The organism is Ideonella aquatica, assembly GCF_018069755.1.
In the GTDB taxonomy this organism is placed as follows: Bacteria; Pseudomonadota; Gammaproteobacteria; order Burkholderiales; family Burkholderiaceae_C; genus Ideonella; species Ideonella aquatica.
On the sequence record NZ_JAGQDE010000016.1, the window covers coordinates 16,002 to 29,031 of the forward strand.

Genomic DNA, 13,030 nt, shown 5'->3' on the forward strand with positions numbered 1-13,030 from the left:
GCACGATCCCGCCCCATGAACCCGTTCACCGACGACACGCTGCGCGCCCTCGCGCGCCAGCACGGCACCCCGCTGTGGGTCTACGACGCCGCCACCATCCGCCAGCGCATCGCCGACCTGCGCGCCTTCGACACCATCCGCTTCGCCCAGAAGGCCAACTCCAACACCCACCTGCTGCGCCTGATGCGCGAGCAGGGTGTGGTGGTCGATGCGGTGTCACGCGGCGAGATCCTGCGCGCCCTGGCCGCCGGCTATACCGCCGCCGACGCGCCCTGCGGCGCCAGCGGCATCGTCTTCACCGCCGACCTGTTCGACCCGGCCACGCTGGCCACGGTGGTGGAACACCGCGTGCCGGTGAACGCGGGCTCGATCGACATGCTGCACCAACTGGGCGCCGCGTCGCCCGGCCACCGCGTGTGGCTGCGCATCAACCCCGGCTTCGGCCACGGCCACAGCCAGAAGACCAACACCGGCGGCGAGCACAGCAAGCACGGCATCTGGCATGCCGAGCTGGACGCCGCGCTGGCCGCGGTGCGCCAGCATGGCCTGCAGTTGGTGGGCCTGCACATGCACATCGGCTCGGGTGTGGATTACGGTCATCTGCAGCAGGTCTGCCAGGCGATGGTCGACCTGGTCCGGCGCGCGGGCTGCGACCTGCAGGCCATCTCGGCTGGCGGCGGCCTGTCCATCCCCTACCGCGATGGCGATGCGCGCATCGACACCGCCCACTACTTCAGCCTGTGGGACGCCGCCCGCCAGGCCGTGGCCGCCCACCTGGGCCACGCGGTGCACCTCGAGATCGAGCCCGGTCGCTACCTGGTGGCCGAAAGCGGCGTGCTGCTCAGCGAGGTGCGCGCCTGCAAACCCATGGGCGCCAACCGCTTCACCCTGGTCGATGCCGGCTTCTCCGACCTGATGCGCCCGTCCATGTACGGCGCCTTCCACGGCATGAGCCTGATCGCCCTGGACGGTACGCCACGCGCCACGATCGACACCGTGGTGGCCGGCCCGCTGTGCGAATCGGGCGATGTCTTTACCCAGGGCGAAGGCGGTATGGTGCTCAAACGCGCGCTGCCCGAGGCCCGCGTGGGCGACCTGCTGGTGCTGCACGATGCCGGCGCCTACGGCGCCTCCATGTCCAGCAACTACAACAGCCGTCCGCTGGCCGCCGAGGTGCTGGTCGATGGCGACACCGTGCGGCTGATCCGCCGCCGCCAGACCGTGGACGAGCTGCTGGCCCTGGAAGCCACCTGATCGGCGGGGTTTGCGACAATCCGCGGGTTTCGCAGCCAACCCATCCCCCACCATGAGTCTGAAAGACCGCATCACCGAGGACATGAAGGCCGCCATGCGGGCCAAGGAGGCCGAGCGCCTGTCCACCATCCGCATGCTGCTGGCCGCCTGCAAGCAGAAGGAAGTCGACGAGCGCGTGACACTGGACGACGCCATGGTGATCGGCCTGGTCGACAAGCTGATCAAGCAGCGCAAGGACTCGGTGGCCGCCTACCAGCAGGCCGCCCGCGAGGACCTGGCCGCCAAGGAAGCCGCCGAGATCACCGTGCTGGAAGCCTACCTGCCGGTGCGCCTGACGGCCGACGAGATCACCGCCGAGGTGGCGCGCATCGTGGCCGAGGTCGGCGCCGCCGGCCCAGGCGACATGGGCAAGGTGATGGGCGCCGTGAAGGCGCAGCTGGCCGGCAAGGCCGACATGGGTCTGGTCTCGGCCGCCGTCAAGGCCGCGCTGTCGAAGTGAGGAAGCTGCCGTGAACCTGCCGCTGCAACAGATCGCCGCCGACGTCTGCGTCGCCCCGCAACTCAGCCCCGAGGCCATGGCCGAGGCCGCCCGCCTGGGCTTCAAGGCGGTGGTCAACAACCGCCCCGACTTCGAGCATGGCCCCGACCAACCCACCAGCGCCGCGGTCCAGGCGGCGGCTGAGGCGGCCGGTCTGGTCTACCGCCACCTGCCGGTGGCTGGGGGCTACCAGTCGCCCGAAGAGATCGCCGCCTTCGCCGCGCTGCTGGCGGAGCTGCCGCGACCGCTGCTGTGCTTTTGCCGCTCGGGTGCACGCTCGACCCGGCTGTACCAACAGGCGATCAGCCTGTGAGCGTCTGCGCGTGACATTTTTTTCCGGTCGCAGCTGAAAACTTTTCAGCCCCAAAAGCTCAGCGTTTCCCCTGATCGGCACCGGCACGGTGCGCTCTGATCGGGGCCGAGCCGCTACAGTCTCGCCACCCGCGCCACGCCGGCCAAAAGTCGGCGCGGCGCTTTGTTTGTCATGCCCAACGATGGAGTCACCGTGACGGCACTTCTCAAGCTCTCCAAGCTGATCGACGCGCTCAGCGAGCGCGTCGGCCGCTGGACCTCCTGGCTGGTTCTGGCCGCGGTGCTGATCAGCGCCGGCAACGCCGTGGTCCGCAAGGCCTTCAGCATCGGCTCGAACGCCTTTCTCGAGATCCAGTGGTACCTGTTCGCCGCCGTCTTCCTGCTGGCGGCGGGCTACACCATGATGCGCCAGGAGCACGTCAAGATCGACGTCATCCTGGGCAAGTTCTCCAAGCGCACTCAGATCAAGGTCGAGATCTTCGGCATCATCGTCTTCCTGTTCCCCTTCGTGATCGCGGTCATCACGCTGGTGACGCCGCTGGTCATCAAGGCCTATGTCACTGGCGAGATGTCGAGCAACGCCGGCGGCCTGGTGCGCTGGCCGGTGTATGCGCTGGTGCCGATCGGCTTCACGCTGCTGGGCCTGCAGGGCGTGTCCGAGCTGATCAAGCGCTTTGCCTTCCTGCAAGGCCTGATCGACGACCCGACCAAGCGCCACCAGCAGAAGTCGGCCGAGGAAGAACTGGCTGAAGTCATCCGTGCCCGTGAAGAAGGAGCCGCGAAGTGATCGAGTTCCTGACGCACAACATGGCGCCCGTGATGTTCGCGGGCCTGATCGTCTTCCTGCTGATGGGCTTCTCGGTGGCGTTCTCGCTCGCCGCGGCCGGCCTGTTCTTCGGGCTGATCGGCATCGAGCTGGGCATCCTGCCCGCCTCGCTGATGCAGGCGCTGCCGCTGCGGGTGTTCGGCATCATGCAGAACGACACGCTGCTGGCGATCCCGTTCTTCACCTTCATGGGCCTGATCCTGGAGCGATCCGGGATGGCCGAGGACCTGCTGGACACCATCGGCCAGCTGTTCGGCCCGATCCGCGGCGGCCTGGCCTTTGCGGTGATCTTCGTCGGCGCGATGCTGGCGGCCACCACCGGCGTGGTGGCGGCCTCGGTGATCTCGATGGGCCTGATCTCGCTGCCCATCATGCTGCGCTACGGCTACGACCGGCGCATCGCCTCGGGCGTCATCGCCGCCTCGGGCACGCTGGCGCAGATCATCCCTCCCTCGCTGGTGCTGATCATCATGGCCGACCAGCTTGGCCGCTCGGTCGGTGACCTCTACAAGGGCGCCTTCCTGCCTGGCTTCGTGCTGACCGGCCTGTACGTCGGGTTCATTGTCCTGGTGGCACTGTTCCGTCCCCACTGGACGCCTGCCCTGCCCCCGGAGGCCCGCACGATCCGCGAAGCGGATGGCAGCTCCGGCCTGCGCTCGCTGGGCGTGGTGACCGGTCTGTCAGTGGCCGCCGCGGTGGCCTTCGCCAAGACCCGCCCTGACACCATGCCCACCGACGAGCTGATCGTCCTGTCGATGTGTGTGGGCGTCGCGGTGGCGTTCACGCTGGCGGTGATCAACAAGCTGACCGGCATGAACCTGCTGTCGAAGATGGCCGAACGCGTCACCTTCGTGTTGATCCCGCCGCTGGCCCTGATCTTCCTGGTGCTGGGCACGATCTTCCTGGGCATTGCCACCCCGACCGAAGGCGGAGCGATGGGCGCCGTCGGCGCGCTGGTGATGGCGATCTCGCGTCGCCGGCTGTCGATGCACCTGATGAAGCAGGCAATGGACTCGACGATGAAGCTGTCGTGCTTCGTGCTGTTCATCCTGCTGGGCTCCACGGTCTTCAGCCTGAGCTTCCAGGCTGTGGACGGCCCGATCTGGGTGGAGCACCTGTTGACCAGCTTGCCGGGCGGCCAGATCGGCTTCCTGATCGTGGTGAACATCCTGATCTTCGTGCTGGCCTTCTTCCTGGACTTCTTCGAGCTGTCCTTCATCGTGGTGCCGCTGCTGGGCCCGGTGGCCGAGAAGCTGGGCATCGACCTGGTCTGGTTCGGCGTGCTGCTGGCGGTGAACATGCAGACCTCGTTCATGCACCCGCCCTTCGGCTTCGCGCTGTTCTACCTGCGCAGCGTGGCGCCGATCGACAAGTACAAGGACAAGGTCACGAATGCCGAGATCGCCCCGGTCACCACCGGCCAGATCTACTGGGGTTCGGTGCCTTTCGTGATCATCCAGATCATCATGGTCGGCCTGATCATCGCCTTCCCCAACCTGGTGTCGGGCGGCCTGGACAAGAAGGCGGATCTGGACACCAGCAACGTGGTCATCGAGGCGCAGCCGGCGGACAACGGCAACGACAAGGAGGTCGACATGAACGCCTTGTTCGGCACGCCGGCCAGCGCCCCGCAGGGCGGCAAGGAGCCCGATCCGATGGACGCCTTCAAGAAGTGATCCAGGCGCACCGGCCGGTGCTGCACCGGCCGGCGCCCTCGGGGCCCGCGAGCGCCATGGCGTCGCGGGCTTTTTTCATGCCTATCGCGGCTTCGCACCAGGCACGGTGCGAACAAGAAAAAAGGCCCCGTGCATCGCACAGGGCCCTTCGGGCTGGAGCGCCGCCGCTCGGCGGCGACCGGACTCAGAGCTTTTGCTGCTGCATGAAGTCGTCGAAGCCGGCTTCCGCGAAGCGGAACCACAGGTTCTGCTCGGCGCGGAACTTGGCGTAGTCGTCGTAGACCTTCTTCCAGTTCGGGTTCTTGGCAGAAATGTCGCTGTAGAGCGCCATCGACTCCTTGAAGGCCGCTTCCATCACGTCCTTCGGGAAGCGGAACAGCTTGGTGCCACCGGCCACCAGCTGGCGCAGGGCGGCCGGGTTGCGGGCGTCGTACTTGGCCTGCATGTCGACATGCGCATTGGCAGCAGCGCACTCGATGATGGCCTTGTACTCGGCGCTCAGGGCATCATAGGCCTTGTTGTTGACGAAGAAGTCCAGCTGCGGACCACCTTCCCACCAGCCCGGGTAGGCGTAGTTCGGGGCCACCTTGTTGAAGCCCAGCTTCTGGTCGTCGTACGGACCGACCCACTCGGCGGCGTCGATCGTGCCCTTTTCCAGCGACTGGTAGATCTCGCCACCGGGGATGTTCTGCGGCACGCCACCCAGACGCTCCACCACCTTGCCGGCGAAGCCGCCGACGCGGAACTTCAGGCCCTTCATGTCGGCCAGCGAGGCGACCGGCTTGCGGTACCAGCCGCCCATCTGGGCACCGGTGTTGCCACCGGGGAAGTTGACGATGTTGAAGCCCTTGTAGAACTCGCGCATCAGCTTCAGGCCGTTGCCCTCAACCATCCACGCGGTCATCTGACGGCTGTTCAGGCCGAAGGGAATGGCGCAGCCCAGGGCGAAGGTCTCGTCCTTGCCGAAGAAGTAGTACGGCGCGGTGTGGGCCATCTCGACGGTGCCGTTCTGCACGCCATCGACGACGCCAAAGGCCGGCATCAGCTCACCACCGGCGTGCACCGAGATCTGGAACTTGCCGCCAGACATCTCGGAGACCTTCTTGGCGAACACGTCGGCGGCGCCAAAGATGGTGTCGAGCGACTTGGGAAAGCTCGAGGCCAGGCGCCAGCGGATCTGGGCCTGCGCGTGGACGATCGCGGGGGCGGTACCCGCCGCGAGCACGCCAGCCAGGCCGGCACCACGGACAAAGGAACGACGTTCCATGTAGGTGAACTCCTCAGAAGTGAGCGACCGCGGAAAGAGGGTCGGTCGAAGGATTCTAGGAGTGGGTCCTCACCGCCCTGCGGCGGGTTTCCCCCGAGCCGCGTCGGCCCGACAGGAAGAAATTTCCGGACCGGCCGGAACAGCGCTCAGCTACCTGCCACTTTCATGCGTTGCAGCAGCACCGAACCGATGGTCTTGCCGCCCAGCGTGAAGGCATCGGCGCCCACCGCCACCACGTCCCGCAGCATCTGCCGCAGGTTGCCGGCGATGGTGATCTCGTGCACCGGGTGGACGATGCGCCCACCCTCGACCCAGTAGCCGGCCGCGCCGCGCGAATAGTCGCCGGTCACCGGATTCACACCCTGGCCCATCAGGTCGGTCACGAACAGGCCGCGGCCCAGCTTGCGCAGCATCTCGTCGAGGTGATCACCGGCCTGGGTGAGGCGGCTGGACAGGCGCAGGTTCTGCGAGCCGCCGGCATGGCCGGTGGTCTTCATGCCCAGCTTGCGGGCCGAATAGCTGGACAGGAAATAGCCCTGCACCACGCCGGCCTCGACCACGCGCCGGGCCCGCGTGCGCACGCCTTCGTCGTCGAAGGGCGCGCTGGCCTTGCCGCGCGGCTGCAGCGGGTCCTCGTGGATGTCGATGTGGTCGGCCCAGACCGGCTGACCCAGGCTGTCGACCAGGAAGCTGGCCTTGCGGTAGAGCGCGCCGCCGCTGACGGCCTGCACAAAGGAGCCCAGCAGGCCGGCGGCCGCGGTGTTCTCGAACAGCACCGGCACCTCGCAGGTGGCGATCTTGCGCGCCTTCAGCCGCGCCAGCGTGCGCTCGGCGGCGTAGCGGCCCACCGCCTCGGGCGAGGCCAGCTGCAGCGCGTCGCGCTCGGAGCTGTACCAGTAGTCGCGCTCCATGCCGGCGCCCCTCCCGGCGATCGGTGACACCGACAGCGAGTGGCGCGAGCTGGCATAGCCACCACGAAAACCGCGGCTGTTGCCCGCCCAGAAATGCGACTGCTGCGCCGACACCGACGCGCCTTCGCTGTTGGTGATGCGCTTGTCGACGGCAAAGGCCGCGTCCTCGGCCCGCCGGGCCAGGCGCGCCGCGCCCTCGGCGTCCACCGCCCAGGGATGGAACAGGTCCAGATCGCGGGCGGCCTCGTCGGGGCTGACCATGTCGGCCTCGTCAGGCAGGCCGGCGGCCGGGTCCTCGGCGGTGAAGCGGGCGATGTCGTAGGCGGCGCGCACCGTCTGCTCCAGCGCCTGGCGCGAAAAGTCGGAACTGCTGGCATTGCCGCGTCGCTGGCCCAGGTAAACCGACACGCCCACCGACTTGTCGCGGTTGCGCTCGACATGCTCCACCTCGCCGCGGCGCACCGACACCGACAGCCCGGCGCCTTCGGACACCTCCACCCCGGCGTCGCTGGCGCCCAGGTGGCGCGCCATCGTCAGCACATCCTCCACGATCTGCTGGAATTGTTCACGGTCAAAGGCAAAGCCCTGGGAGGCGGTGGCGGTCATCGGGGTGCTCGGTCTCGTGGACGGTACGCCGCCCGGTCAGAATTGCGGGGACAATCATAGCCATACCCACATTGCCCGACCGTCGGCTTCCCTGATGCGCTCCGCGCCCGCCCACCCCAAGCTCCCCGACGACGACTTCAGCGCCCGCCCCAGCAAGTCGGCACTCAAGCGGCAGAGCCATGACCTGCAGGCCCTGGGCCGCGCGCTGAGCGAACTGCCCGCCTCGCGCCTGGAGGCCTTGGCCCTGCCCGAGTCCCTGGCCGGCGCGATCGCCGACTACCGCCGCATCCGCTCGCACGAAGGCCTGCGCCGCCAGCTGCAGTACATCGGCAAGCTGATGCGCCAAATCGATCCAGCGCCGCTGCAGGCCGCAGTGGACGAGTTTCGCCTGGGCAGTGCCCGCCAGTCGCTGGCGCTGCACACCGCCGAGCGATGGCGCGAGCAGTTGCTGGCCGACGACGAGGCCCTCCCGCGCTGGCTGGCCGAGCACCCGGACACCGACATCCAGCAGCTGCGCAGCCTGGTGCGCGCCGCGCGCAAGGATGCGCAGCCCGACACCGCCACCGGCGCCGTGCGCCACGGCCGCGCCTACCGCGAGCTGTTCCAGCTGATCAAGCAAGCCCTGGCCCAGACCGATGCGGGCACCGATGACCCCGAGCACAGCGAGGAGAGCGACGATGAATGAGCCCGACCGCCTGCGCGTCGGCCTGGTGTCGATCAGCGACCGGGCCAGCAGCGGCACCTATGAGGACAAGGGCATCCCGGCGCTGCGCGACTGGCTCAGCCGCGCACTGACCAACCCGATCGACTGGGAAACCCGCCTGATCCCCGACGAGCGTGCGCTGATCGCTGCCACGCTGACCGAACTGGTCGACCAGGCCGGCTGCCACCTGGTGCTGACCACTGGCGGCACCGGCCCGGCGCCGCGCGACGTCACGCCCGAGGCCACCATGGACGTGGCCGACAGGCTGATGCCCGGCTTTGGCGAGCAGATGCGGGCCATCAGCCTGCGCTTCGTGCCCACGGCCATCCTGTCGCGCCAGGTGGCGGTGATCCGCGGCCGCAGCCTGATCATCAACCTGCCCGGCCAGCCCAAGAGCATCGCCGAGACACTGGAAGGCCTGCCCCGGGCCGAGCCGCCCGCGCCCGGCATCTTCGCCGCCGTGCCCTACTGCATCGACCTGATTGGCGGCCCCTACATCGAGACCGATCCCGAGGTGATCGTGGCCTTCCGACCCAAGTCGGCCCAGCGGCCGCCGCGGGCATGAGCGCCAACCGCCGCCGCTTCTCCGGCGCGCTGGCGGCGCTGCTGCTGGCCGTCAGCACGACGGCGTCGGCCGCCGAGGCGGTGCTGCCCTACACCGTGCAGCCGCAGGACACCTTGATCGGCCTGGGCCGCGATGTCCTGATCAACCCGCAGGCCTGGCCCGAGGTGGCCCGCCTGAACCGACTGCCCGACCCGAACCGCATCCTGATCGGTCAGGTGCTGCAGATGCCGCTGCGCCTGCTGCGCTCGGCCCAGGTCCCGGCCCGCATCGACGCGATCGAAGGCCGCGTGCGCCTGGCTGGCCGCGACGCCCAGGTGGGCGACACCGTGCAGCCCGGCCAGGCCCTGGACGTGGCGGCCAACAGCTCGGCCGTGCTGATCCTGGCCGATGGCAGCCGCCTGCAGCTGGCGCCGCTGAGCCTGGGCGAGCTGAGTGAAAGCCGGCGCTACCTGCTGCGCCCCGGGCAGCCCGAGGACGAGGGCCTGTTCGCCGGCACGATGCGCCTGCTGCGCGGCACGCTGGAGGTGCTGGCCACCCAGCTGCAACGCGCCAAGCCCCTGGAGGTGACCACACCCACCGCGGTGATCGGCGTGCGCGGCACCGAGTACCGGGTGCGGCACGAGGACGATCGCTCCGCAGCCGAAGTGCTGGAGGGCCGCGTGCAAGCCGATGTGGGCGCCAGCAGCGTGCTGCTGGACGCCGGTTTCGGCAGCACGCTGCAGCCCGGCCGCACGGCCACGCCGGTGGCGCTGCCGTCGGCGCCCGACCTGTCGCCGGTGCCCACGCTGTTCGAGCGGCCGGTGCTGCGTTTCCAGCTGCCGGGAGAGCAGCCGCTGCGTGTGCAGGTGGCGCCCGACGCCGGCTTCAGCCGCATCCTGCGCGACGAGCGTTTCGCTGCAGGCGCCGAGGTGCGCCTGACCGGCCTGCCCGACGGCGATTGGCACCTGCGCGTACGCCGCAGCAACGAGCAGGGCCTGGAGGGCCGCAACGCCCAGCTGAAGGTGCGGCTGCACGCCCGCCCCGAGCCGCCCGCGGCGGTGTCGCCGGTCCACCGCGGCAAGCTCAGCGTGGGTGAAGTCGCGCTGAACTGGGCCGAGAACACCGAGGCCGCGCGCTACCGCATCGAACTCTCCCGCGACCCAGCCTTCGCCACCGGTGTGCAGCGGCTGGATGATCTGGCCGGCGCGCGCACCACGCTCACGCTGGCCGAGCCCGGCATCGTCTACTGGCGCCTGGCCAGTGTGCGCGCCGATGGCAGCGCCGGCCCCTGGGGCGACGCCCAGCCCTTCGAGCTGCGCGCGCTGCCCACGCCGCCCAGCCTGGCGCTGGACGGCCACGCCTTGACGCTGGCCTGGAGCGGCCGCCCCGAGGACAAGCAGCAGGTGCAGCTCTCGCGCGAGCCGGACTTCGCCACCCGCGTGGCCGAGGCCAACCTGGCCGAGCCGCGCTGGCAACTGGCCAAGCCCGATCAGCCCGGCACCTACTACTTCCGCTACCGCACGGTCGAGCCCGACGGCTTCACCACGCCCTGGAGCAGCACGCAGAAGATCGAGCTGCCGCGCGACTGGAGCGGCGCCTGGGGCCTGCTGCTGCCGCTGCTGTTCGCACTGTGACGGTGGCCCGGCGGCGCCGGGTACTGCATCACTTGACCAGGCGGTTCAGGCGCTCGGCGTCGAACTGCTCGGTGGTGTGGGCGTCTTGCGGCACGCATTCGGCGGCCGGCAGCTCGCGCGCCTGGGCCGAGAGCTTCTCGATCGCCTGCCACAGCAGCGCGATCTGGTGCTCGTGGGTCGAGGCGTTGTCGATCAGGCCTTTCATCGCCTGCGCCACCGGATCATCGCCCGCTGTCACACCGTAGGCCGAGAAGCCCATGCGCGCAGCCGCGGCCTCGCGCTCCTGGTCCTTGTCAGCCTGGATGATGCGCGCCGGGTTGCCCACCGCCGTGGCGCCCGCCGGCACCGGCTTGGTCACCACTGCGCCCGAGCCCACGCGGGCCCCTGCGCCCACGGTGAAGCCACCCAGCACCGCCGCGTTGGCACCGACGATCACGCCGGCCTCCAGCGTGGGGTGGCGCTTGGCGCCCTTGACCAGCGAGGTGCCGCCCAGCGTCACACCCTGGTAAATCGTGCAGCCGTCGCCGATCTCGGCCATCTCGCCGATCACCACGCCCATGCCGTGGTCGATGAAGACCCGGTGGCCGATCGTGGCGCCCGGGTGGATCTCGATACCGGTGGCCCAGCGCGAGACATGCGAGATGAAACGGCCCAGCCACTTGAAGCCATGCCGCCAGCACCAGTTCGCCCGGCGGTGCAGCACCAGCGCGTGCAGGCCCGGATAACAGGTCAGCACCTCCCAGGTGCTGCGGGCAGCCGGGTCACGCTCAAGGATGCAGGCGATGTCTTCGCGCAGGCGGTGGAACATGGCAGTGGGGACGACAATGTCAGGACCAGTGTAGCCCGCGCCCGGAAAACCTGCTGTCAGCGCTGACGCCCGCCACCATCACGCTGCTGCATGGTGCGCGCGATGCCGCGCAGGATGTGCACCTCCTCCTCGGTGGGCTGCAGGCGGTTGGCCAACTGGTTCAGGCGCGGCATCAGCTTCTTGGGCGCGGCCGGGTCCAGAAAGCCGATCTGCACCAGCATCTCGCGCCAGTGGGCCAGCAGGCCTTGCACCATGGTCGCGTCGGCCTGGCGCACCGGGGCGGTCCGCGGCTGCACCGGGAAACTGCCCAGCGCCTCTCGCCACTCGTAGGCGATCAGTTGCACCGCCTGCGCCAGGTTCAGCGAGCCAAAGTCCGGCGCGGTGGGGATGCTCAGGCAGGCGTGGCAGCGGTAGACATCGTCATTGCCCAGGCCGAAGCGCTCGCTGCCGAAGACAAAGGCCACGCGGTGATCGCCATCCGCCAGCGCGGCGAGGTGCGGCCGCGGCGCCTCGGTGGGCGGGCCGAAATCGCGCGGGGTCATCGCGGTGGCGCAGGCCCAGGTGATGCCATCCAGCGCTTCCACCAGCGTGTCCACCACGCGCGCAGCGCGCAGCACGTCGTCGGCGCCGCTGGCCAGGGCCAGGGTTTCGTCGCGCGTCAGCACATCGGGCCAGCGCGGCGCCACCAGCACCAGATCATGAAAGCCCATGACCTTCATCGCGCGCGCCGCCGCGCCCACATTGCCGGCATGGCTGGTGCCCACCAGCACGAAGCGGGCGGCCGACGGCGCGGTCGCTTGTGAGGAATCAACGGTCGGGTCGGACATGGCTGCGGCTAGAATGCGGGTTTGCCCTGGGCATTGTCGCGCCTGTCGCTGAACGGACGCGCGGGCCCGTGCTCTTTGATCCTCGTCGCCACGTCCCGCCAGCGCCTCTGGGCGCCGGCTCCCTTGCCGCCTGAAGTCCCATGTCGCAATCCCTCCACCCGATGCTCAACATTGCCATCAAGGCGGCCCGCGCGGCCGGCTCGATCATCAACCGGGCCTCACTGGACGTGGATTCGCTGAAGGTCAACACCAAGGCGCCCAATGACTTCGTCACCGAGGTCGACCAGGCCGCCGAGCAGGCCATCATCGAGACCCTGCTGACCGCCTACCCCGGCCACGGCATCCTGGCGGAAGAGTCCGGCCGCACCCACGGCGCCAAGCACAGCGACTTCGTCTGGATCATCGACCCGCTGGACGGCACCACCAATTTCATCCACGGCTTCCCGGTCTACTGCGTGTCGATCGCGCTGTCCTTCCGCGGCAAGATCGAGCAGGCTGTCGTCTACGACCCCACCCGCAACGACCTCTTCATCGCCTCCAAGGGCCGTGGCGCCTACCTCAATGACAAGCGCCTGCGCGTCTCGCGCCGCACCCGCCTGGCCGATTCGCTGGTCGGCACCGGCTTTCCGTTCCGCAAGGGCGACAACGTCCAGCGCTACCTGAAGATGTTCGAGGCGGTGCTGCCGCACTGCGCCGGTGTGCGCCGCCCGGGCTCGGCCGCGCTGGACCTGTGCTACGTGGCCGCCGGCTACACCGACGGCTTCTTCGAGACCGGCCTGTCACCCTGGGACATCGCCGCCGGCTCGCTGATCATCACCGAGGCCGGTGGCCTGATCGGCAACTTCACCGGCGAGGCCGACTTCCTGCACCAGCGCGAGGTGGTGGCCGGCAACCCCAAGGTCTATGCGCAGCTGGTGCAATTGCTGACCCCGTTCACCCGCGTGATCAGCGACGAAGAACCCGCCCCGCCGCCGGCACCGGCCGCCGACGCCGCGCCGGTCGAGCGCAAGCCCATCCGGCTGCGCAAGAAGGCCGCCGAGCCCGCCCCGGGCGACGACGCCCCGTTCTGATCGGCCCGCCAGCAGCGTGAGCAGGGCAGCCGACGCGCCGCCAGGCGCCGACGA

13 protein-coding genes are annotated in these 13,030 nt (G+C 69.2%); 9 read left to right on the plus strand and 4 right to left on the minus strand.

All coding sequences use genetic code 11. The features are described 5' to 3' along the window. Positions 1–15 precede the first annotated feature (15 nt). From lysA to KAK06_RS16840, 5 genes are all read left to right on the plus strand, one after another. The gene (lysA, locus tag KAK06_RS16820) at positions 16–1,254 is read left to right on the plus strand and encodes a diaminopimelate decarboxylase (RefSeq protein WP_210803299.1); all 1,239 of its coding nucleotides are present in this window, start codon (positions 16–18) and stop codon (positions 1,252–1,254) included. 52 nt (positions 1,255–1,306) lie between these two features. Next, a complete protein-coding gene (locus KAK06_RS16825; protein ID WP_210803300.1) occupies positions 1,307–1,753 on the plus strand; it encodes a GatB/YqeY domain-containing protein in 447 nt (148 codons plus the stop codon). A 10-nt stretch (positions 1,754–1,763) separates the two neighbouring features. Then, entirely contained in the window at positions 1,764–2,105 is a 342-nt protein-coding gene (locus tag KAK06_RS16830) for a protein tyrosine phosphatase family protein (RefSeq protein ID WP_210803301.1), read from the plus strand. Positions 2,106–2,297: 192 nt separating this feature from the next. Next, positions 2,298–2,891 (plus strand): TRAP transporter small permease subunit, encoded by a 594-nt coding sequence (locus KAK06_RS16835; RefSeq protein ID WP_210803302.1) that lies wholly within the window; start codon positions 2,298–2,300, stop codon positions 2,889–2,891. After that, entirely contained in the window at positions 2,891–4,606 is a 1,716-nt protein-coding gene (locus KAK06_RS16840) for a TRAP transporter large permease (RefSeq protein ID WP_210803375.1), read from the plus strand. Before KAK06_RS16835 ends, KAK06_RS16840 begins: the two co-directional genes overlap by 1 nt. 184 nt (positions 4,607–4,790) lie before the next feature. On the opposite strand, the gene KAK06_RS16845 is transcribed toward KAK06_RS16840, so the two are convergent. Further along, positions 4,791–5,873: a TRAP transporter substrate-binding protein gene (locus KAK06_RS16845; protein ID WP_210803303.1), complete on the minus strand. Its 1,083-nt coding sequence runs from the start codon at positions 5,871–5,873 to the stop codon at positions 4,791–4,793. A gap of 146 nt (positions 5,874–6,019) precedes the next feature. Beyond that, a complete protein-coding gene (gene pmbA, locus KAK06_RS16850) occupies positions 6,020–7,390 on the minus strand; it encodes a metalloprotease PmbA (RefSeq protein WP_210803304.1) in 1,371 nt (456 codons plus the stop codon). 94 nt (positions 7,391–7,484) lie between these two features. Between pmbA and yjgA the strand changes: the two genes are divergently transcribed. From yjgA to KAK06_RS16865, 3 genes are read left to right on the plus strand one after another with little or no spacing between them, the layout of a single operon-like run. Beyond that, positions 7,485–8,075 (plus strand): ribosome biogenesis factor YjgA, encoded by a 591-nt coding sequence (gene yjgA / locus KAK06_RS16855; RefSeq protein ID WP_210803305.1) that lies wholly within the window; start codon positions 7,485–7,487, stop codon positions 8,073–8,075. Further along, positions 8,068–8,658: a molybdopterin adenylyltransferase gene (gene mog, locus KAK06_RS16860; protein ID WP_210803306.1), complete on the plus strand. Its 591-nt coding sequence runs from the start codon at positions 8,068–8,070 to the stop codon at positions 8,656–8,658. The genes yjgA and mog overlap by 8 nt, the downstream gene beginning before the upstream one ends. Next, positions 8,655–10,271, plus strand: coding sequence for a FecR domain-containing protein (locus KAK06_RS16865; RefSeq protein WP_210803307.1), 1,617 nt, complete (start codon positions 8,655–8,657; stop codon positions 10,269–10,271). The genes mog and KAK06_RS16865 overlap by 4 nt, the downstream gene beginning before the upstream one ends. Before the next feature lie 28 nt (positions 10,272–10,299). Here the strand turns inward: KAK06_RS16865 and cysE are convergent, their stop codons facing one another. Both cysE and KAK06_RS16875 read right to left on the minus strand, forming a co-directional pair. After that, on the minus strand, positions 10,300–11,079 hold the full coding sequence (cysE, locus tag KAK06_RS16870; protein ID WP_210803308.1) for a serine O-acetyltransferase: 780 nt from the start codon (positions 11,077–11,079) through the stop codon (positions 10,300–10,302). A 56-nt stretch (positions 11,080–11,135) separates the two neighbouring features. Then, the gene (locus KAK06_RS16875; protein ID WP_210803309.1) at positions 11,136–11,906 is read right to left on the minus strand and encodes an RNA methyltransferase; all 771 of its coding nucleotides are present in this window, start codon (positions 11,904–11,906) and stop codon (positions 11,136–11,138) included. Positions 11,907–12,046: 140 nt separating this feature from the next. On the opposite strand from KAK06_RS16875, the gene KAK06_RS16880 reads away from it, so the two are divergent. Beyond that, positions 12,047–12,976, plus strand: a complete 930-nt coding sequence (locus KAK06_RS16880; RefSeq protein ID WP_210803310.1) for an inositol monophosphatase family protein — start codon at positions 12,047–12,049, stop codon at positions 12,974–12,976. The last annotated feature ends 54 nt before the right edge of the window (positions 12,977–13,030 follow it).